Raw genomic sequence first — 20675 nt, forward strand, 5'->3', positions numbered from 1 at the left:
TCTCCCCATCCCCCCCCCCGGCGGGCGGCCCGGCGCCCCCCCCCCCGCTCCTCCTTCAGATCGCCCAGCGGTGCGAATCCGCCGGGTCAGTTGGGGCCGAGGCCCCTAACCCTGCCCATGAGCAGCGGGACAGCGAGACGATGAACTTTGTAGCGACAGGCATAGGCGCGGGCCTCGTATCGGCCCTTCTGACCGCGGTGATCGTCAAGGCGACGCCGCTGGCTGCCGTGCTGTATCTCCTGGCTCCCATTCCCGTTCTGATCGTGTCGCTCGGCTGGGACCACCGGTCCGGCCTCGTGGCGGCTCTCGTGGGCGGCCTCGCGATCGCCCTGATCCTGTCCCCGCTCAGCGGACTGGGCTTCGCCCTCATCACCGCCCTGCCCGCCTGGTGGCTGTCCTATCTCGCCCTTCTCGGGCGCTCCGGGGCGGACGGGACCATGGAATGGTATCCGGTCGGCCGCCTTCTCGCCTGGATCGCCGCCACGGCCGCGCTCACCATCATGGCGGCGGGCGTGATCTCGACGGGGGGCGATTTCAGCGCCTTCGACCAGAATGCCCGCGCGGTCGCCGAGACCTTCGTGAATTCCCAGTTCGGCACCTCGGGACCCGGCGCGCTCGACGCGGAGACCCGCGAGGAACTCGTCGGCCTCTTTGCCCGCCTGACGCCGTTCCTGTCGGCCCAGGGCTTCGCCACCGTGCTGGCGCTTTATCTCTGGGCGGCCGCCCGGATCGTGCAGGCCTCGAAGCGTCTGCCGCGTCCCTGGCCGTCCGTCCCGGAACTGGTGATGCCGCGCTCCGCCGGGCTGATCCTGATCGGCTCCCTCGTGGTCGCCAGCTTCGAGGGCTTCTTCGGCGCCCTGGGCATGGCCCTGTCCGGCGCCTTCCTGATGGCGTTCGCCCTTCAGGGCCTCGCCGCCATTCACGACCGCACGCGGGGCAAGTCGGGCCGTTCCTTCATCCTGTCGGCCCTCTACGTGCTGATCTTCGTCACCCAGGGCATCCTGATGGTCGCCCTGGCCCTGTTCGGCATCGCCGACACCGTCTTCGGGCTGCGCCGCCGCTTCGGCTCGCGTCCGAACCCACCGCCAACCCTTTCCACCTGATCACGAACCTAAAGGAGACAACCATGGAAGTGATCCTTCTCGAGCGCGTCGCAAAGCTCGGTCAGATGGGCGAGACCGTGAAGGTCCGCTCCGGCTACGCACGCAACTTCCTCCTGCCGCGCGGCAAGGCCCTGCGCGCCACGGATGCCAACAAGAAGCACTTCGAGGCTCAGCGCGCCCAGCTCGAGGCCCGCAACCTCGAGCGCCGCAAGGAAGCCGAAGTCGTCGGCGAGAAGCTGAACGGCCAGAGCTTCATCATCCTGCGCCAGTCCGGCGAGACCGGCGTGCTCTACGGCTCGGTCTCGACCCGCGACCTCGCCGAGATCATGACCCAGAACGGCTTCACGGTCGATCGCAACCAGATCGCCATCAACCAGCCGATCAAGACCATCGGCCTGCACACCGTGCCGGTCGTCCTCCACCCGGAGGTCGAGGTCCAGGTGACGATCAACGTCGCCCGCAGCCCCGAGGAAGCCGAGCGTCAGGCCCGCGGCGAGCAGGTCACGACCCGCGAGGAGACGAACCTCGACGACCTCGGCCTGGAGGTCGGCGCCGCCCTGGCCGAGGCCGGTGGCGACGAGGAGCTCTGAGGGTTCGCTGCCGTCTCCGGCGGCACGACCTCGATCGCCTCGCTAAAGCATCGGACCCAAAAGTGGACTTGCACTTTTGGGATCCATCCGATGCTTTCTTCTTGAATGAGAGCATCGGTCAGAACGGAAAACCGGGGCCACTTTTCGCTGACGCGGCCCTCTGGGTCCGTCCGATGCTCTAGCACACGTCTCACGTCGTCACCGGCCTTGTGCCGGTGATCCCGATCCCAGGGAGCGCCGAGCTCCTCCGGCCGGGATGGCCGGATCAAGCCCGGCCATGACGGCAGGTGTGGAGATCCAAGCTGGAGCGATTGCTCGAGTTCTTGATTTGTTCTAAAATCGCGCTCTCCGTCGATTCGACGGGGAGCGTTTTTCTTTTGGGTTCGAGGCTTGCGCGAGAGTCAAGCTGCGACGCCCGCAGAAGGAGGAACGGTGTGAGAATCGAGGACAGCGAGGACAGCTCGGGGAGAGTCCCGGCTTCGTGTCCGCCCGGCAACCTTTAGGACACCAATTGCGGTCTAAGAGACTCTAACCCTTTCCTGTTTTCGGAGCGCCCGATGGCCACCGCCAATGCCCTGATCGCCCGCCTCGAAACCGCCGAGCCGCAGTTTCGGACGCCCCCCAGCAACATCGAGGCCGAACAGGCTCTGCTGGGCGCGATTCTGGTCAACAACGACGCCTATTACCGGGTCTCCGACTTCCTCGAAGCCGGCCACTTCATAGAGGACCTGCACCGGCGCATCTACGAGGTGGCGACGAGCCTGATCAAGGCCGGCAAGATCGCCACCCCGATCACCATGAAGACCTTCCTGGGCGACCAGGATCTCGGCGGGATCACGGTGTCCCAGTACCTCGCCCGCCTGGCCGCCGAGGCGACCACGGTCATCAACGCCGAGGATTACGGCCGCACGATCTACGACCTGGCGATCCGCCGCAACCTCATCAATATCGGCGAGGACATCGTCAACAACGCCTTCGACGCGCCGGTCGAGAACTCGCCCCGGGAGCAGATCGAGGAGGCGGAGCGGCGCCTCTACGCGATCGCCGAGACGGGCCGGTCCGACGGGGGCTTCCAGCGCTTCTCCGACGCGCTGACCTCGGCGATCGACATGGCGGCGGCGGCCTACAAGCGCGAAGGGGCGCTCTCGGGCGTCTCGACCGGGCTGATCGATCTCGACAAGTCCCTGGGCGGCCTGCAACCCTCGGACCTGATCATCCTGGCCGGGCGTCCGGCCATGGGCAAGACCTCGCTGGTGACGAACATCGCGTTCAACATCGCCAAGGCCTACCGGGCCGAGAAGCAGCAGGACGGCCATCTGAAGACCGTGAACGGCGGCATCGTGGGCTTCTTCTCCCTCGAAATGTCCGCCGAGCAGCTCGCGACCCGCATCATCGCGGAGCAGTCCGGCGTGCCGTCCTACAAGATCCGACGCGGCGACATGCGGGAGGACGATTTCTACAAGATCACGGAGGCCGCCCGCGAGATGCAGTCGATCCCGTTCTACATCGACCAGACCGGCGGCATCTCCATCGCGCAGCTCACCGCCCGCGCCCGGCGCCTGAAGCGCCAGCGCGGCCTCGACATCCTGATCGTCGACTACCTCCAGCTTCTGTCCGGCTCGGCCAAGAAGGGCGAGAACCGGGTGCAGGAGCTCACCGAGATCACCACGGGCCTCAAGGCGCTCGCCAAGGAACTGGCGGTCCCGCTCATCGCCCTGTCCCAGCTCTCCCGTCAGGTGGAGGCCCGCGACGACAAGAGGCCGCAGCTCGCCGACCTTCGTGAATCGGGTTCGATCGAGCAGGACGCCGACGTGGTCATGTTCGTTTACCGCGAGGAGTACTATCTGAAGAACAAGGAGCCGAAGCCCGGCACCGAGGAATACTTCAAGTGGCAGTCGGAAATGGATCAGGTCCACGGCAAGGCCGAGGTCATCATCGGCAAGCAGCGTCACGGTCCCACGGGCACCGTGCAGCTGGCCTTCCAGGCCGACATCACCCGCTTCACCGACCTTGCGGATGAAGACAAACTTCCCGAACGGATTGGCGATTGACCGAACTCACCTCCCACAAAGCCACGGCCGGCAGCATCCCCGAGACCGCCGCCGGCGGCATCCTGCACGTCGATCTCGATGGTCTGGCGTCGAACTGGCGCACCCTGCGTGACAAGGCGGGCGGCGCCGAGACCGCCGCCGTCGTCAAGGCGAACGCCTACGGCATCGGCATCGAGCAGGCCGTTCCGGCTCTCGCGGGGGCCGGCTGCCGGACGTTCTTCGTGGCGCATCTGAGCGAGGCGGTCCGCGTGCGCGCGGTCGCGCCCGGGGCTGCCGTCTACGTGCTGAACGGCCTGTTTTCCGGCACCGGCCCGACCTATGCCGAGTTCGACCTGCGTCCCGTTCTCGGCTCCTTCGAGGAGATCGAGGAATGGGCCGGGTTCTGCCGGGCAGAAGGCCGGAAGCGGAAGGCCGCGATCCATGTGGATACCGGCATGAACCGCCTCGGCCTCACCGTCCCGCAGGGGCTGGAACTGAAGGACCGGTCGGAGCTGAAGGATTTCGACACCTCCCTTCTCATGAGTCATTTCGTGAGCGCCGAGGAGAGCGCCAACCCGCTGAACCGCCAGCAGATCGAGGCTTTCGAGGCCGTCCGGTCGTCCCTGCCCGGCATTCCCGCATCGCTCCCGAACTCGTCCGGCATCTTCCTCGCCGACAGGCCCGGTTACGATCTCGTGCGTCCGGGCTACGCGCTCTACGGCGGCAACCCGACCCCGGACCGGGACAATCCCATGAAGCCGGTCGTGGGCCTCGAGGCCCGCATCGTGCAGCTGCGCTGGGTCGAGGCCGACCAAACGGTCGGCTATAACGGCCGCTGGCTCGCGCTGGAAAAGCGCCGCATCGCGACCCTGTCGGTCGGCTATGCGGACGGCTATCCGCGCGCGGCGAGCGCCCGGGGCAAGAGCGGCGACGAGCTGCTCGCCGGCATGACCCTCGTGGCCGGCCGGCCCTGCCCGTTCGCCGGCAACGTCTCCATGGACCTGATCACCGTCGACGTGACGGACGTGCCCGAGAACGAGATCCGGCGCGGCGACACCGTGACCCTGATCGGAGGCGATCTCACGGTCGACGAGGCCGGACGCCGGGCCGGCACCATCGGGTACGAGATCCTGACCGGTCTCGGGTCCCGCTATGCCCGCGCCTACCATGGGGGCCGGGGCTGATGGCCAAGCGTCACCCCTCCTTCGTGTGCCAGGAATGCGGCGCGGTCTACAACCGCTGGAAAGGCAAGTGCGAGGCCTGCGGCGGCTGGAACACCATCGCCGAGGAGGCCGGTTCCGCGTCCCCCATGGCAGGCCCGGTCTCGACCCGCCCCTCCCGCGCCAAGGGCCGGATCTTCCCGCTCGAAGGCCTCTCCGGCGAGACCAAGGAGGCGCCGCGCACGCCCTCCGGCATTGCCGAACTCGACCGGGTCACCGGCGGCGGCTTCGTGCATGGCTCGATCATCCTGCTCGGCGGCGATCCCGGCATCGGCAAGTCGACCCTCCTCATGCAGGCCTCGGCCGCGCTCGCCAACCGGGGCGAGCGGGTCGCCTACATCTCGGGCGAGGAGGCGGTCGCGCAGGTGCGCCTGCGGGCCGAGCGCCTCGGCCTCGGGCAGGCGCCGGTCGAGCTCGCCTCCGAGACCAATGTCGAGGACATCATCGCGACCTTGAGCCAGGGGCGTCCGCCGGCGCTGGCCATCATCGACTCCATCCAGACCATGTGGACCGAGACGGTGGAATCGGCCCCCGGCACGGTCACCCAGGTGCGCGGCTCCGCCCAGGCCCTGATCCGCTTCGCCAAGACCACCGGAACCGCCGTAATTCTCGTCGGCCACGTGACCAAGGACGGGCAGATCGCCGGCCCGCGCGTGGTCGAGCACATGGTCGACGCGGTGGTCTCCTTCGAGGGCGACACGGGCCACCATTTCCGGATCCTGCGCGCGGTAAAGAACCGCTTCGGCCCGACCGACGAGATCGGCGTGTTCGAGATGTCCGACCAGGGCCTACGCGAGGTCTCGAACCCGTCCGAACTGTTCCTGGCCGGCCGCGACATGGCGACGCCCGGGACGGCGGTCTTCGCCGGCATGGAGGGCACCCGCCCGCTCCTCGTGGAGATCCAGGCCCTCGTGGCCCCGTCCTCGCTCGGCACCCCGCGGCGCGCCGTGGTCGGCTGGGACCAGAGCCGTCTGTCCATGGTGCTCGCGGTGCTCGAGGCCCATGGCGGCCTGAAGCTCGGCATGCACGACGTCTACCTCAACGTGGCCGGGGGCCTGCGCATCACCGAGCCCGCCGCGGACCTTGCCGCCGCGGCGGCTCTGGTCTCGTCGCTCTCGGGCAATCCGCTCCCGCCCGATACGGTTTATTTCGGCGAAATGGGCCTCTCCGGGGCCATCCGGCCGGTGGCCCAGGAGCAGGCGCGTCTGAAGGAAGCGGCGAAGCTCGGCTTTTCAGGCGCCGTCGCACCGGCGCCGCGCGTGGAGAAAGGCAAGCCGGAGAGACTGCCCCTCGCGGCATCCTCCATCGGGCATATCACCGATCTGGTCGCCGGCATCGCCGCGCGCCGGCGCAAGGCGTCCTGAGCCCCGTCCTGTCAGGCGTCCTAGGCCGACCGGCCGACTTGATCATCCAATGATATAATATAACATGCATGCCTGGTTCTGCCGAATGCTTCTTCGGCGGACACAGTGACGGGCCCGGGACCCTGGAGGCAGCATGGCGACGGTTTATCTTTCGAACGCGACGGTGATCGAGAACCCTCAGATCGGCACCATCGTGGGCTTCATCGGCGTCACCGGAGAGGACGCCACCGAGAATGCCCGGTTCAGGCTGATCGATCCGGGCAGCGGACGCTTCGAGATCAAGGAACTCTACCAGGAAGGCATCGTGAATTTCGTGCTCGTCGTCAAAAACAACGTCAGCGGCGACGGCAGCAGCCTGTTCGACTTCGAGAACGACGCCCTCAATCATTTCACCTTCCGGATCGCCGCCACCGACGGGGGAACGCCCATCGGAACAACGACTCTCACCGTTACGGTGACAGACAACACGGCTCCGACCGGACTCGTCCTGTCGAACACTTCCGTGGTCGAGCATGCGCAAGCCGGGACCGTGATCGGCTCTCTCTGGGCGTCCGATCCCGACGACGACGACACCTTCACCTTTACCCTGACCGACGATGCCGGCGGACGCTTCGCCATCAGGGACGGCAATCTCGTCGTGAAGGACGGCTCGATGCTCGATTACACGAGCGCGCAATCGCACCAGATCACCGTGGAGGTGAGAGATTCCGACGGGAATGCCTATACGACCAGTCTGACCGTCGATGTGTCGGATGCGGTGGACATCCGGAGCGACCTGGCGGCGAAGGACGGGTTCCTCGGCACGGCCGGGGCGGACCTGCTCACAGGGCTGTCAGGCAACGACACGCTCTACGGCTTTGCCGGTGACGACACGCTCAATGGCGGCGCCGGCAAGGACCGGCTCTACGGCGGCGACGGTCATGACGTGTTCGTCTTCGATACCCCCGTGAAGAAAGGCCATTTCGATCGGATCGAAGATTTCAACGCCGCCGACGATACGATCCAGATCAGCCTTTCCGCCCTGAAGGCGTACAAGGCGAAAGGAGCCAAGGCGGGCGATGGGACGGCGAAAAGCGGCTCGGACGACAAGGGCGGCACGAAGGGCGTCAGCTTCGACAAGGTCTTCCGCAAGGGCCACAAGCTTCAAAAGAAGTTCTTCGACATCGGCACGAAATCCGGTGAAGGTCCCGGCGGCGCGGACGACTACGTCTTCTACAACAAGAAGAGCGGCATCGTGTACCTGGATCTCGACGGCTCCGGCAAAGCCAAAGGGATCGAGATTCTGAAGGTGAAGCCGGGCACGACGCTCGGCGCCGACGACTTCCTGTTCATCTGAAGGCGGACGGCGTCTCGACCTTGCCCATGCGCGGCCCGCGCAGCACCGAGCCAGCCGCGGACCCGGTCGTGGTGCTCCAGCCGCCGGTCGCGTCTCTCCCGCCCGACACGTTCCGCTTCGGCGGACCGGGCCGCTGGCTGTCGAGGAGGCGCAGACGGGCCTGGGCAGCGGGATCGGCCGTCCGGCGGCACGACATCGTCGCCCCAATCGGCGGGCTCATGGTTCAGATCGAGGCTGACCGACAGACAACCGCAGGGGCCTAGGTCCGGGCAGGCATGTGACTAGACCTTTCGGCCGCATTGACACCTTAGAACCGCGCCAGGACAGTGGTCCTTCGGTGCCCGTTCAGGGTACCTCGAAAGAAGTATCGGACCAGTCCGCAAGCCATTTTACAGTAATTCCATGGCGACCATTGTCATTTCGCCCATGCTGGACGTGCCGGAGAACCCGGAGCCCGGCCGGGTCATTGCAACCCTCACCGTCAACGGCGCCACAGCCGATGAAACCTTCACGTTCACTCTGTCCGACGACCTGGACGACCGGTTCGAGATCGCCGGCAGCGAACTGCGGGTGAAGACGCCGGGTCTGTTCGATTACGAGTCGAGCCCGAATGTGTTCACGCTCTCGATCGCGGCCACGAGCACAAGCACCGTCACGCCGACCACGGTGGAGACTGTCTCGGTCACGGTCAACGTCACCAACGGCGCGGAAATCGTGACCGGCACCACCGGCAACGACAACAAGCTCTATGGAAGCGCCGACGCCGACATCATCAACGGCCTGTCCGGCAACGACAGGCTCAAGGGATTTGCCGGCGACGACACCCTCAACGGAGGCGCCGGCAAGGACTTCCTCTTCGGCGGCGACGGCGCGGATACCTTCGTGTTCGACGCCCCCTTCAAGAAGGGCCATTTCGACCACATCGAGGACTTCAAGTCCGGACAGGACAAGATCGTGTTCGATCTCGACGCCCTGAAGACCTTCAAGGTCAAGGCGTCGAAGAGCGATGTCCTCGACTTCGCCAAGAAGGGCAAGCCCGACAAGAAGTCCTCGGTCGGGCTCGACAAGGTCTTCAAGGAAGGCAAGCTGGAGAAGAAGTTCTTCACCGTCGGGACCACGTCCAAGGACGGGAACGACTATGTCGTCTACAGCAAGAAGAGCGGGACCGTCTCTCTCGACGTGGACGGTTCGGGCGGCGCCAAGCCGATCGAGATCCTCAAGCTGAAACCCGGCGCCGCCCTCGCCTTCAGCGACATTCTGTTCATCTGAGGTCCCAAGAGGCTACGAGCTCGGGCTCCGGCGGTCTCCGCCGGGGCTTTTTCATAGGAGAGCGCTCGCCCGGAAGGCCCCTCGAAGGCTTGACGAACGCGACCGGCACCCCATCCGTTATGGTGCTCGCCGTCCCCGCGCCATGGCCGATGGCAGCGCGGGCCCGCCTGCAGCAGGAGTCTCACCGTGACAGAGCAGAACCTCCAAGTCCTCCTTGCCTCGCGTCCGACAGGACGCCCGTCGCCGGACAATTTCGAGTTCGTGCGGATGCCGATCCCGAGCCCCGGCGAAGGACAGGTCCTGCTCAAAATCCGTTATCTCTCCCTCGACCCCTACATGCGCGGCCGGATGAGCGCCGCGAAATCCTATGCCGCTTCGGTGGAAATCGGGCAGGTCATGGAGGGAGGCACCGTGGCCGAGGTCCTGGAGAGCCGCCACCCCGACCATGCCGCGGGTGACTGGGTCCTGTCCTATTCGGGCTGGCAATCCTATGCCCTCTCCGATGGGACCGACCTGCGCAAGCTCGATCCGCGGCAGGCGCCCGTCACGACTGCCCTGGGGGTGCTCGGGATGCCGGGATTCACGGCCTATGCCGGCCTTCTCACCCTCGGTCAGCCCAAGCCGGGCGAGACCGTCGTGGTGGCCGCGGCGAGCGGCCCGGTGGGATCGGCGGTCGGCCAGATCGCGCGCATCAAGGGAGCCCGGGCGGTGGGCATCGCGGGCGGACCGGACAAATGTGCGCTGGTGCGGGACGTGTTCGGATTCGACACCGCCCTCGATCACCGGTCCCCGACCTTCGCGGAGGATCTGCGCGCCGCATGCCCCAACGGAATCGATGTCTATTTCGAGAATGTCGGCGGCAGGGTGTGGGAGGCGGTGTTTCCCCTGCTGAACACGTTCGCGCGGATTCCGGTCTGCGGCCTCGTGGCGCAATACAACAGCACGGGTCCGTTCGACGGGCCCGACCGTTTGCCGGTCCTGATGCGCGACGTGCTCACCAAGAGCCTGACGATCCGCGGCTTCATCCAGAGGGAATTCCATGCGCAGCGCCCGGACTTCTACCGGGACATGGCGCAATGGATCGCCGAGGGCCGCGTCAAGTACCAGGAGGACATCGTCGACGGGCTCGCGAGCGCGCCCGAGGCCTTCATCGGAATGCTCGAGGGTAGGAATTTCGGCAAGCTGATCGTGCAGGTTTCCTGAGCGGCTGCCGCCTCCGGCTCTCTTCGCACAGCCTGCGCGCGTTCAAGGGTGACGAAAGCCTTTCTTAACGCTATAGAGCCAAGGCTTCGAACCCGCGAAGGCGGCTCCATTCCTGTTCTATTGCGTAGGCCCGGCCCATGCCCGTTTCCGTTCTGGACCTCGTCGTCATCGGTATCGTCCTGATCTCGGCCCTTCTCGCTGCCGTGCGCGGCTTCACCCGCGAAGTGCTCGCGATCGTCGCCTGGGTCGTGGCGGCGGCCGCAGCCTGGTACCTGCATCCGACGGCTCTGCCGATCGCGCAGCAATATATCAGCAGCAACACGGTGGCTCTCGTGGCTTCGATCGGGGGCATTTTCGTCGTCACCCTGATCATCGTGTCGATCATCACGGTGCAGATCTCCGATCTGATCCTCGATTCCCGCATCGGGGCCCTCGACCGGACGCTGGGGCTTTTCTTCGGGGCGGCCCGCGGCTTCCTCATCTGCGTGATCGGCTGGGCCTTCCTGGGCTGGCTGCTCCAGGGCAAGGAGCCCGAATGGGCGGCCTCGTCCCGCACCCGTCCGGCCATGGAGAACACCCGCGACAACATCATCGCCATGCTGCCGGAAAATGCCGAAGCCCTGATCCAGCGGCTGCGCAACAAGGAAGCGCCGGCGGATGCCGAGCCGGCCGAGCCCGATCCGCAGCGGCCGGCCGCTCCGGCTGCCCCGGCGGCACCGCCAGCCCCACAGCGGCGCAGCTAGCGCGCCGAACGATGCGCCGCTCCGGTGAGGTGCGGCGTTCCCGGCAATCGGGACCACCGGGACGAGCCCGATGATGACGTCGAGGGTGGCACGGGCCAGTGCGAACACCCTTCCACGACCCTCCCCACGACCCTCCCCACGTCATGGCCGGGCTTGTCCCGGCCATCCCGATCCGCTGAAGCGCGGCGCCTCTCAGAAGCGGGATCACCGGGACGAGCCCGGTGATGACGTGAGAGGGTGGTGTGACCCGGTGATGACGAAGGGGTGACCATCCGGCCGAGGAATCAAGACCGGGTCCCGGACGATGCGCCAGGCAAGAGTCGAGCATCGGATCCGATCCCGAACCGGGCTCCACGTTTCACGTCCGATCCTCGAGCGCCCGGATCACGTTTCCGACAGCGTCAGATTGGCCATTGGCGTTTGGCCTGATGCCGACTACATAAGGGCGGCGCCGGTGGGGGCGCGAATCCCAAGGATTTGATCGATGTCTGCTTTGTCAGAGACGTGGCAGGTCACCCCGAAGCAGGTGAACCTCGACCTCGACGGCGATACCCTGCGCGAAGAATGCGGCGTCTTCGGCATCTACGGCCACCCCGACGCGGCCGCCATCACGGCGCTCGGCCTCCATGCTCTGCAGCACCGCGGCCAGGAGGCGGCGGGCATCGTCTCTTATGACGGCTCGGTCTTCCATTCCGAGCGCAAGCTCGGCCTCGTGGGCGACAACTTCTCCGACCGGGCGACCATCGAGCGCCTGGAGGGCCTCTCCGCCATCGGCCATACCCGCTACTCGACCACCGGCGAGACGGTCCTGCGCAACGTGCAGCCCCTGTTCGCCGAACTCGACGGCGGCGGCTTCGCGGTCGCCCATAACGGCAATTTGACCAACGGCCTGACGCTGCGCCGCAATCTCATCCGCGACGGCGCCATCTGCCAGTCCACCACGGACACGGAGGTCATCGTCCACCTCGTGGCCCGCAGCCGCAAGGACCGGGTGGTCGACCGCTTCGTCGAGGCGATCCAGAAGCTCGAGGGAGCCTATGCCCTCGTGGCGCTCACCAACAAGAAGCTGATCGGCGCCCGCGATCCCCTCGGCATCCGCCCGCTGGTGCTGGGCGAGCTCGATGGCCGCTACATCCTGGCCTCCGAGACCTGCGCGCTGGACATCATCGGCGCCCGCTTCATCCGCGACGTCGAGAACGGGGAATGCGTGGTCATCTCGGACGAGGGCCTCGAGTCCTTCCGGTTCGTGCCTGAGCAGCCAGCCCGTCCCGACATCTTCGAGTACATCTACTTCGCCCGCCCGGACTCGGTCGTGAACGGCCGCAGCGTCTACGAGGTCCGCAAGGGCATGGGCCGCGAGCTCGCGCTCGAATCGCCCGCCGATGCCGACGTGGTGATCCCCGTGCCGGATTCCGGCGTGCCGGCCGCTCTGGGATTCGCCCAGACCTGCGGCCTGCCCTATGAGCTCGGCATCATCCGCAACCATTACGTGGGCCGCACCTTCATCCAGCCGACCCAGTCGGTCCGCGAGCTCGGTGTGCGCATGAAGCACTCCGCCAACCGCTCGGCGATCGCCGGCAAGCGCATCGTGCTCGTGGACGACAGCCTCGTGCGGGGCACGACCTCGGTGAAGATCGTGCGCATGATGCGCGAGGCCGGCGCCAAGGAAGTGCATTTCCGCATTTCCAGCCCGCCGATCACCCATCCCGACTTCTACGGCATCGATACGCCGGAGAAGGAGAAGCTGCTCGCCGCCACCCACGACCTGGAGCAGATGCGCCAGTATATCGGGGCCGATTCGCTGGCCTTCCTGTCCATCGATGGCGTCTACCGGGCCATGGGCGAGACGGGCCGCAACCCGGCTCAGCCGCAATTCACCGACCATTGCTTCACGGGCGACTACCCGACGCCCCTGACCGACCTCACGGTCGCGACCCCGCGCCGTCTCGCCGTCCTCGCCGAAGCCGACTGAGCGTTTTCATGGACAAGCCTCTTCAGGACCGCGTCGCGGTCGTCACCGGCGCCTCGCGCGGCATCGGCCGCGCGGCGGCGCTCGCCCTCGCGGAAGCCGGCGCGCATGTGATCGCGCTGGCCCGGACCCAGGGCGCGCTCGAATCCCTCGACGACGAGATCCGCGCCAAGGGCTCGTCGGCGACCCTGGTGCCGGTCAACCTGAAGGACCTCGAGGCCCTGGACCGCCTGGGCGCCGCCATCTACGAGCGCTGGGGCAAGCTCGATATCCTGCTCGGCAATGCCGGCCAGCTCGGGGAGCTGGCGCCCATCACGCATATCGACCAGCCGGTCTGGGACGAGGTCATGGCCGTCAACGTGACGGCCAATTACCGGCTGATCCGCTCCCTCGACCCGCTGCTGCGCAAGTCCGACGCCGGCCGCGCGATCTTCATCACCTCCGGGGCCGCCCACAAGCACAACGCCTATTGGGGCGTCTATTCCGTCTCGAAGGCGGCCCTCGAGGCGCTGGTGCGCACCTATGCGGCGGAAACCGCCACGACCCCGGTCAGGGCCATGCTGCTCAATCCGGGCCCGCTGCGCACCGCCATGCGCCGCACGGCCATGCCCGGCGAGGATCCGCTGACCCTGAAGACGCCGGACGATCTTGCCCCGCACATCGTGAAGCTCGCCCTGCCGTCCTGGACCGAGACCGGCAAGATCTATGACTTCACGCAGGACGGGAAGATCATCGAGCCGCAGCCCCCGGCCTGACCGTCCCGCCTGAACATTCTCGCGCCGAAAGGGTTGAGAGCCGGACGAGGCAGGGTGACAGCCCTGCCCTCGCCCTGGCCCGGATCGCCCCGTCTCCACCAAACGGTGGACGCGGCGCCGGGCCTTGCCACGTTAGCCTCGCTTCTCCTGAATGAGGCGGTGCGTCGACCAGCCCGCGCCGGGACGAAGATCCGCCTCGACACGGCATGGCGAGGCACGATCATGACGGGCACATCGGCATTCATCTCCGGAGCGACAGTGGGATTCGTGATCACGGTGCCGATCGGCCCGATGAGCGTCCTCTGCATTCAGCGGGCCCTGATCTACGGAGCCGTGACGGGCTTCGCCACCGGGCTCGGGGCCGCCACGGTCCTGGTGATCTACACGACCTGTGCCATCCTGGGCGTCGGACCGGCGATCTCCCCGGTCCTGGGCGAGAGCCAGGGGTTCCTGTGCGCCGTTTCGGCCTGCCTTCTCTTCTGGTTCAGCGCGCGCGTGCTGCGGCGGACCGTATCGCTGGCCGGTTCGATCGCCCAGGATCAGGGAGCCCTGTCGTCCTATTGCAGCGCCGTCGCCTGCGCCCTGCTCAATCCGCTGACGCCGGCGCTCCTCGCGGCGGTCCTCCCGGCCGTCGCGTCGCCTGCGCCGGCCGCCGCTTCCACGATGATCGCCGGGGTCTTCGCGGCATCGGTCACCTGGTGGCTGATCGTGAGCGGAAGCGTCGCGGCCCTGCGCTCGAAGCTGAACGTGACGGTCCTCAATTTCATCAACAAGGCGTCGGGCCTGATCCTCGGGGCGCTCGGCGTGCTGATGGCGGCGAATGCCTGGGAGATGAGGATCTAGAGTATCGGACGGGAAAAGTGGAATCCACTTTTGGGATCGGATCCGATGCTCAATCCCTTGAGGGGCGCACCGTTCGACGCGAAAAACCGGGTCCACTTTTTCGCACGGTGCGCTAGCTCGGAGGACCGAACTGATGCGGCCAGGGATGGGCCATGTCGAGGGGGCCGTGGACCGGCTGGGTCAGCTGCATGGTCAGCCGAACCAGCTCGGTCTGCCGGGACACGCCCGTCTTGGCGAAGATGTGGTCGAGATGGGTCTTGGCGGTCGACCGTGCGATCCCGAAATGCTGCGCGGTCTCGGCCAAGGTATGGCCGGCCATGAGGCTCTCCAGGATCCTGACCTCGGCGGCGGTCAGGTTGTAGGCCTTGGCCAGCAGGCCGATGCCGGTCTGCTCGTCGGTGGCGCCGACGAAGATCGCCGCGACCGCGTTGGGCTGAAGCCGCGTTCGCAGGTCTCCCGTCACCATGGGCAGCACGTGCGCATAGGCGGGCGGCTGGTCGGCCTCGTTGAGGCGGATCGCGGCATTGCTCTCGCCCGGATGCGTCCCGTTGCGGGCCGCGTGCAGGATCGCCCTGCGCAGCTCCCGGCTGGCGGCGGACGTGCCTGCCGCCAGGACGCGCCGGATGCTGCGGATGGGAGCACCCTTGCTCATCATCCGCTCGGCGGACCGGTTGGCGTGCAGGATACCGGCGCGCTCGTCGGTGAGCACGACACCGCACCGGAGCGCGTCGAGCGCCTCGGCCATGTGAGCCTGCTCGATGGAGCTCACATCCAGGATATCGCTGATCGTCACGGCCTTGCGCAGGTGAGGCAGAAGCAGGCGGCCCAGCTCGAGCTCCCGGGCCGTGATGACTCCCTGCCGGGCGTGGCGCCCCAGGCCGATCTCGGCGAACTGCCGCTGGGTGTGCATCAGGAACATGTGCATGATGTCCACGATACCCTGCGGCTTCAGGCACTCCTCCACATAGGGCGAGGCCTGGATGTAGTCGGGAGGGAGATGGGCCGAGGTCACGAACATCTCGTCGATGGACGATTGCCTTTCGAGCCACTCGGTCAGGCGGGCGTTGATCTCGGGCACGTGGCGCTCCGATTTCAGCCGCAGCAGCGCCGGCTCCCAGCCGGCCGCCTTGTTGATGAGGAAACGGTTGCTGTGAAGATCGTTGAGGGTCAGGGATACGACCGCGCAGTCGAAGGTCTCGGCGACGTCGGCCAGAGTTCCGTCCCAGCGGCCAGGATCGAGGGCGCAATCGTAGATTGACCCGATCAGCTCCGACAGCCTGCGATGCGACAGCACCTCGCCCATCGGCTTTCCCTCCCGGGCTGGACCTTTTCCCAATGGGGCGCATCCAGGCCTCGAAAGCCATCCAAGGACGAAATTATTCCAAGGAAATCCTTGTTACGCAAGGGTTTCAGCGCACCGGGCGTCGACAAGGCACAAGGATCGCGTCCCGTTCGATCAAGCGCGAGCCGGCACGGGCCGTCCCCGCCGGAACGGCCGAGCTTGCGACCGGCCGTTGGGGGCGGTGCGGACGTCGGCGAAAACGCCGACCCGTCCGGTGAATGAACCGGACGGCGGATTGGCCGTTTTCCCCCTGTTCTCACCCGCCATCACAGATGAAGTGCGATGAATCGGCTGTCGGAGCAGAACGGTCTTCCTGCGGCGCCCCCGGCTCAGACCATCCTGGACGCCATCACGGGACCCGTGGCCGTGCTGGATCCGACCGGAATCATCATTGCGGTCAACCGGGCGTGGCACGATTTCGGCGCGGCGAACGGAGCTCCGACAGCCGTCGCGGGCGGCGTCAATTATCTCGAGATCTGCGACCGTGCGGTCGGTGCGGACGGTCCCTGCGCCCGGGCCGCCGCGGCGGGAATCCGGGCCGTCCTCGCCGGCAAGACCACCTTCTCGCTCGAATATCCCTGCCACTCGCCCACCGTGACGCGCTGGTTCAGGCTTCAGGTCTCCCGCCTTCTTCACGACGGCGTGACCTATGCGGTCGCCGCCCATCACGACATCACGGACCGCGTCCTGATCGAGCAGGAACGCCAGGCCCTTCTGGCCCGGGCACACCGGCACCAGGAGCAGCTGAGGTCCCTTGCGGCGACCTGTGCGCGGATCACCTTGGAGGAAATGCCGGCGAGCATTTTCCGCGAAGTGACCGAGCAGGCCCGGCGGATCGTGGGCGCCCATTGGGCCTCGACCCACACGATCCCGTACGTTCTATGGCCCGAGGATCCGATCATCGTTTCGGTCTCCGACAAGTATCGCGCGTTCTCGCGCGCCGCCATCGCGGAGAGCGGCGTCGGCATCTACACGCACGTGGTTCAGACGAAGCGGCCGCTGCGGATGACCTCGGAAGAGCTCTCCCATTTTCCGGAGCTCCAGGGCGTACGCAACACGGAGGCCGACCTCCTCGTGACCGAGGGGCTGATCGCCGTGCCCATTCCCGCCGCGCCGGGCGGGATGCTCGGCGTGCTCATGCTGTCGGACAAGGAACGCGGCGACTTCACGGCCGATGACGAGGCGATCCTCGTCCAGCTGTCGCAGATCGCTTCCGTCGCGGCGGAGAATGCGGTCCGCAAGCGCGCCGAGCGCGAAAGCCGCGAACGCCTGTGGGCCACTCACGAGCATGCGAGCGTGGGAATCGGCGAGACCGACGCGTCCGGGCGGTTTCTGACAGTCAACAAAGGCCTGTCGTCGATCACCGGCTATTCCCGCGACGAACTGCTGGCCATGACCGTCTTCGATCTCGTTCCGCCGGACGTCGTCGAGGCCGAGAAGGCCCTGTATGATCGCCAGGTCGGAGGCGAGCTGAAGACCTACACGCTGGAGCGTCGCTGCATCCGCAAGGACGGCACGAATGTCTGGCTTCACGTTTCGTCGACCGCCGTCTTCGGCGTGCATGGGCAGTTCCAGTACAGCGTGCGGGTGATCCAGGATATCGACCAGCGCAAGCGGTTCGAGCAGCGGCAGTCCCTGCTGGTGCGCGAGCTCCACCAGCGGGTTCGCAACACGCTCGCGGTCGTCGAGGCCTTGGCCAGCGCGACGGCGCGCAGCGCGACGCATGTGAGGCAGTTCAATCAGACGTTCTCGTCACGGATCGCAGCTCTCGCCAGGACCCAGACCCTGCTGACGGACGACTATTGGCAGACCGCGCTCCTGCGCGACATGCTGCTCTGCGAGCTCCAGCCGTTCGAGGAGAAACGGCATCAGCGCTTCACGCTCGAGGGTCCGGAGGTCAACCTCACGGCCGACCTGGCGATCCCCCTGAGCATGGCGCTGCACGAACTGGCGACCAATGCGGCGCGCTACGGTGCGCTTTCCGTCCGCAAGGGCTGCGTCGCGGTGAGGTGGGACGTGGAGACCACCGACGGCATGCGGGCGCTCCGCCTCACATGGGTCGAGCGGAACGGCCCTCCCGTGGAGCCTCCCGCCCATCACGGCTTCGGCTTCACCCTGCTCGAGCGTGTGCTTCAGGCCCAGTGTCGGGCGACGGTGCGGCTCTCCTTCGAGCCGGGGGGACTGGAGGTTCACATCGAACTTCCCCTGACGATGAACCGGGCCATCGGGAATGTTGCGACATCCGGCGTTAACCCTGATCCTCGATAGCCACGGCCGCAGCCCGCCGCCTCGTTGACTTGGCCGCTTGATGGCTCATCTTACCGGGCGGGAAAAATCCCGAGACCCATGGCGGATTGGCGCCTCTCCGCGAGGCCGGTCCAAAGGCATGATGCCGCCCCGCCTTCCCGGTGAAAGACCGGATGCCTTGTCTCCATCGATCTATACCGACAGGCTTTTCGGCAGGCGGCGACGTTGCCGCAGCGGATCGCCAGCGAAGGCCCGTTATGCTGACCGTCTATGACTGCGTCGTTTCCGACCACGATCTCCGGCTCGTCGCTCTCGCGGCCCTGGTCTGTGCGCTCGCCTCGCTGACGGCCGTCAACCTGCTTCACCACGTGCGCCGCTCGGACGGCGGCAATCGCGCAACCTGGCTCGGCATCGCGGCAGCTTCGACCGGATTCGGCATCTGGGCCACGCATTTCATCGCGATGCTGGCCTTTTCCCCGTCCGTGCCGACCGCGTACAACGTCGTCCTGACCGTGGTCTCCCTGATAGCGGCGGTTCTGCTGACCGGCCTCGGTTTCGGGGTAGCGCTCCGGCCGGGCCATGTCGCGGCGCCCTGGATCGGCGGGGCACTCGTCGGCGGCGGCATCGCGGTCATGCATTATACGGGCATGGCCGCCTTCGAGGTCGCGGGCACGATCGCGTGGAACCATGGGCTGGTGGCGGCGTCCATCGGGCTCGGAGCGGCGATCGGCGCGGCAGCCTTGTCCGTGGCGCTCGGCGGCGCGACGCTGCGCACGAAGCTGTCGGGCGCGCTGCTGCTCACGCTTGCGATCTGCAGCCACCACTTCACCGCCATGGGAGCGGTCGCCATCACGCCCGACCCGTCCATTGCCCTGTCCGCCACTTCGATTCATTCGGGTTGGCTGGCGGCCGGCGTGGCGCTCGTCAGCCTGGCCATTCTCCTCATCGCGGTCGTCGCGCTGAGCCTCGATATCCGGGATCGCCGGCGCGCCTCTCTGGAGATCGAGAGGATGCGGGACCTGACCGATGCCGCGGTGGAAGGCCTCGTGGTCTGTGCCGGCGACGTCATCGTGACGGTCAACCAGAGCTTCGCCCGGCTGACGGGCCTGACGGCCGAGCAGATCGCCGGCCGGGACCTGTCGGAATGGGTTCCCGACGCCGCCAAGCGCGACACCCTGTTCGCCTCCCTGGGCCGCGCCATCGAAACCGAATTGCGGGATGCGGATGGTGCGCTGATGCCCGTCGAACTGATCGCGCGCCAGATCAGCTACAATGGCGCGCCGCACAACGTGGTGGCGTTCCGGGACCTCCGCGACCGTCGGAATGCGGAGGCCCAGATCCGCTATCTCGCCCATCACGACCCCCTCACCGGCCTCGGCAACAGGGCCAGCTTCGACCACCGCCTCGACCGTGAAATCCGCTTCCATCGCAGGGCCCGTCGACAGCTCGCCCTCCTGTGTCTCGACCTGGACGGCTTCAAGGAGGTCAACGACATCTACGGTCATGCCGCCGGCGACCGCGTGCTCCAGGACATCGCCAAGCATTTCTCCTCGGTCCTCGGCGAGGGGCAGATGCTCGCGCGTCTGGGCGGCGACGAATTCGCCATCATCGCTCCCCTCGTGACCGATCCGGCTCAGGTGGGGCGGCTCGCCGACACCCTGCTGAAAAGCCTCGCATGGGAGCAGGACGGCATTCCCGCGGGCCTCGTCTCCGTCAGCATCGGCGTCGCCCTCTATCCGTCGGACGGCAAGGACCGCACCGAGCTTCTCTCCAGCGCGGACGCGGCGCTGTATCGCGCCAAGACCGAGGGCAAGGGAACCTATCGCTTCTTCGAGGCTGCCATGGGGGTCCAGATCCGGGAGCGTCGCAGCATCGAGCATGATCTGCGCGGCGCGATCGCGAACAACGAACTGAGCGTGGTCTACCAGCCGCAGGCGCAGGTCGAAACGGGCGAGGTGAACGGGTTCGAGGTTCTGCTGCGGTGGAACCACCCTGCGCGCGGCAATGTTCCGCCGTCCGTCTTCATCCCGATCGCTGAGGAGAGCGGCTTGATCCTCAAGCTCGGCGAATGGGTGATGCGCGAAGCCTGCCGCGAGGCCGCCACGTGGATGCGTCCCCTGACCATCGCGGTCAACGTCTCGGCCCTTCAGCTGACCAGCGACGGCTTCGTCGAGCTCGTCGAGGCGACCTTGGGCGAGATGAATCTGCCGCCGCATCGCCTCGAGATCGAGATCACCGAGACGGCGCTGGTGCGGGATCCCAGCCGGGCGCTCCACTCGCTCCAGCGGCTGAAGGCGCTCGGCGTCAACATTGCCATGGACGATTTCGGAACGGGCTATTCCTCCCTGTCGAACCTGCGCGCTTTCCCGTTCGACAAGATCAAGATCGACAGATCCTTCATCCAGGCCGTCCATGCGAACCCTCAGGCGGCCGCCATCGTGCGCGCCGTGCTCGGCCTCGGACGCGGCCTGGGTCTTCCCGTGATCGCCGAGGGCGTCGAAACGACGGAAGAGCTGAGGTTCCTCGGGCTCGAGGGATGTGCCGAGGCGCAGGGCTACCTGTTCGGCCGCCCGGCGCCCATCAAGGAGTTCGTGCCGCTGATCGCGGCGAACGTCGTGGCGTTGCCGCAGCCTCAGGTCAAAGCGGCCTGGAACTGATCTC

The 20675-nt window shown here is 66.8% G+C and carries 16 protein-coding genes; 14 read left to right on the top strand and 2 right to left on the bottom strand.

Going from position 1 to position 20675, the window contains the following annotated elements:
- Positions 1-140 precede the first annotated feature (140 nt).
- The 6 genes from NF876_RS05320 (at position 141) to NF876_RS05345 (ending at position 7643) form a co-directional block, all read left to right on the top strand.
- Complete coding sequence (locus tag NF876_RS05320) at positions 141-1103, top strand: DUF2232 domain-containing protein (protein WP_262267809.1); 963 nt, start codon at positions 141-143, stop codon at positions 1101-1103.
- 23 nt (positions 1104-1126) lie between these two features.
- Entirely contained in the window at positions 1127-1693 is a 567-nt protein-coding gene (gene rplI, locus NF876_RS05325) for a 50S ribosomal protein L9 (RefSeq protein ID WP_262267810.1), read from the top strand.
- Positions 1694-2250: 557 nt separating this feature from the next.
- Positions 2251-3744 carry a replicative DNA helicase gene (locus tag NF876_RS05330; protein WP_262267811.1) on the top strand — a complete coding sequence of 498 codons (1494 nt, stop codon included), beginning with the start codon at positions 2251-2253 and terminating at the stop codon, positions 3742-3744.
- The gene (gene alr / locus NF876_RS05335) at positions 3741-4907 is read left to right on the top strand and encodes an alanine racemase (RefSeq protein WP_262267812.1); all 1167 of its coding nucleotides are present in this window, start codon (positions 3741-3743) and stop codon (positions 4905-4907) included. The genes NF876_RS05330 and alr overlap by 4 nt, the downstream gene beginning before the upstream one ends.
- Complete coding sequence (gene radA, locus NF876_RS05340) at positions 4907-6307, top strand: DNA repair protein RadA (protein ID WP_262267813.1); 1401 nt, start codon at positions 4907-4909, stop codon at positions 6305-6307. The genes alr and radA overlap by 1 nt, the downstream gene beginning before the upstream one ends.
- Positions 6308-6440: 133 nt before the next feature.
- Positions 6441-7643: a hypothetical protein gene (locus tag NF876_RS05345; protein ID WP_262267814.1), complete on the top strand. Its 1203-nt coding sequence runs from the start codon at positions 6441-6443 to the stop codon at positions 7641-7643.
- On the opposite strand, the gene NF876_RS05350 is transcribed toward NF876_RS05345, so the two are convergent.
- On the bottom strand, positions 7636-7863 hold the full coding sequence (locus tag NF876_RS05350) for a hypothetical protein (RefSeq protein ID WP_262267815.1): 228 nt from the start codon (positions 7861-7863) through the stop codon (positions 7636-7638). The genes NF876_RS05345 and NF876_RS05350 overlap by 8 nt on opposite strands.
- A 182-nt stretch (positions 7864-8045) precedes the next feature.
- Between NF876_RS05350 and NF876_RS05355 the strand changes: the two genes are divergently transcribed.
- From NF876_RS05355 to NF876_RS05380, 6 genes are all read left to right on the top strand, one after another.
- Entirely contained in the window at positions 8046-8912 is an 867-nt protein-coding gene (locus NF876_RS05355; RefSeq protein WP_262267816.1) for a calcium-binding protein, read from the top strand.
- A 186-nt stretch (positions 8913-9098) separates the two neighbouring features.
- A complete protein-coding gene (gene curA / locus NF876_RS05360) occupies positions 9099-10115 on the top strand; it encodes an NADPH-dependent curcumin/dihydrocurcumin reductase (RefSeq protein ID WP_262267817.1) in 1017 nt (338 codons plus the stop codon).
- A gap of 137 nt (positions 10116-10252) precedes the next feature.
- Positions 10253-10858, top strand: a complete 606-nt coding sequence (locus tag NF876_RS05365; RefSeq protein ID WP_262267818.1) for a CvpA family protein — start codon at positions 10253-10255, stop codon at positions 10856-10858.
- Positions 10859-11342: 484 nt separating this feature from the next.
- Positions 11343-12830 (top strand): amidophosphoribosyltransferase, encoded by a 1488-nt coding sequence (purF, locus tag NF876_RS05370; protein WP_262267819.1) that lies wholly within the window; start codon positions 11343-11345, stop codon positions 12828-12830.
- Between the two features lie 8 nt (positions 12831-12838).
- A complete protein-coding gene (locus NF876_RS05375) occupies positions 12839-13582 on the top strand; it encodes an SDR family NAD(P)-dependent oxidoreductase (protein ID WP_262267820.1) in 744 nt (247 codons plus the stop codon).
- 54 nt (positions 13583-13636) lie between these two features.
- On the top strand, positions 13637-14425 hold the full coding sequence (locus tag NF876_RS05380; RefSeq protein ID WP_262267821.1) for a LysE family translocator: 789 nt from the start codon (positions 13637-13639) through the stop codon (positions 14423-14425).
- A gap of 112 nt (positions 14426-14537) precedes the next feature.
- On the opposite strand, the gene NF876_RS05385 is transcribed toward NF876_RS05380, so the two are convergent.
- Positions 14538-15728 (bottom strand): helix-turn-helix transcriptional regulator, encoded by a 1191-nt coding sequence (locus tag NF876_RS05385; protein WP_262267822.1) that lies wholly within the window; start codon positions 15726-15728, stop codon positions 14538-14540.
- Between the two features lie 321 nt (positions 15729-16049).
- On the opposite strand from NF876_RS05385, the gene NF876_RS05390 reads away from it, so the two are divergent.
- Both NF876_RS05390 and NF876_RS05395 read left to right on the top strand, forming a co-directional pair.
- Positions 16050-18035 carry a sensor histidine kinase gene (locus tag NF876_RS05390; RefSeq protein WP_262267823.1) on the top strand — a complete coding sequence of 662 codons (1986 nt, stop codon included), beginning with the start codon at positions 16050-16052 and terminating at the stop codon, positions 18033-18035.
- 236 nt (positions 18036-18271) lie between these two features.
- Positions 18272-20671 (top strand): bifunctional diguanylate cyclase/phosphodiesterase, encoded by a 2400-nt coding sequence (locus tag NF876_RS05395; RefSeq protein ID WP_262267824.1) that lies wholly within the window; start codon positions 18272-18274, stop codon positions 20669-20671.
- The last annotated feature ends 4 nt before the right edge of the window (positions 20672-20675 follow it).

The sequence above is a fragment of the Microvirga yunnanensis genome (assembly GCF_025460875.1).

Excerpts from the sequence above, each read along its gene's own strand:
- NF876_RS05320 (WP_262267809.1), top strand. The coding sequence starts at position 141 with ATGAACTTTGTAGCGACAGGCATAGGCGCGGGCCTCGTATCGGCCCTT.
- rplI (WP_262267810.1), top strand. The coding sequence starts at position 1,127 with ATGGAAGTGATCCTTCTCGAGCGCGTCGCAAAGCTCGGTCAGATGGGC.
- NF876_RS05330 (WP_262267811.1), top strand. The coding sequence starts at position 2,251 with ATGGCCACCGCCAATGCCCTGATCGCCCGCCTCGAAACCGCCGAGCCG.
- radA (WP_262267813.1), top strand. The coding sequence starts at position 4,907 with ATGGCCAAGCGTCACCCCTCCTTCGTGTGCCAGGAATGCGGCGCGGTC.
- NF876_RS05345 (WP_262267814.1), top strand. The coding sequence starts at position 6,441 with ATGGCGACGGTTTATCTTTCGAACGCGACGGTGATCGAGAACCCTCAG.
- NF876_RS05350 (WP_262267815.1), bottom strand. The coding sequence starts at position 7,863 with ATGAGCCCGCCGATTGGGGCGACGATGTCGTGCCGCCGGACGGCCGAT.
- NF876_RS05355 (WP_262267816.1), top strand. The coding sequence starts at position 8,046 with ATGGCGACCATTGTCATTTCGCCCATGCTGGACGTGCCGGAGAACCCG.
- NF876_RS05365 (WP_262267818.1), top strand. The coding sequence starts at position 10,253 with ATGCCCGTTTCCGTTCTGGACCTCGTCGTCATCGGTATCGTCCTGATC.
- purF (WP_262267819.1), top strand. The coding sequence starts at position 11,343 with ATGTCTGCTTTGTCAGAGACGTGGCAGGTCACCCCGAAGCAGGTGAAC.
- NF876_RS05375 (WP_262267820.1), top strand. The coding sequence starts at position 12,839 with ATGGACAAGCCTCTTCAGGACCGCGTCGCGGTCGTCACCGGCGCCTCG.
- NF876_RS05385 (WP_262267822.1), bottom strand. The coding sequence starts at position 15,728 with ATGGGCGAGGTGCTGTCGCATCGCAGGCTGTCGGAGCTGATCGGGTCA.
- NF876_RS05390 (WP_262267823.1), top strand. The coding sequence starts at position 16,050 with ATGAATCGGCTGTCGGAGCAGAACGGTCTTCCTGCGGCGCCCCCGGCT.
- NF876_RS05395 (WP_262267824.1), top strand. The coding sequence starts at position 18,272 with ATGCTGACCGTCTATGACTGCGTCGTTTCCGACCACGATCTCCGGCTC.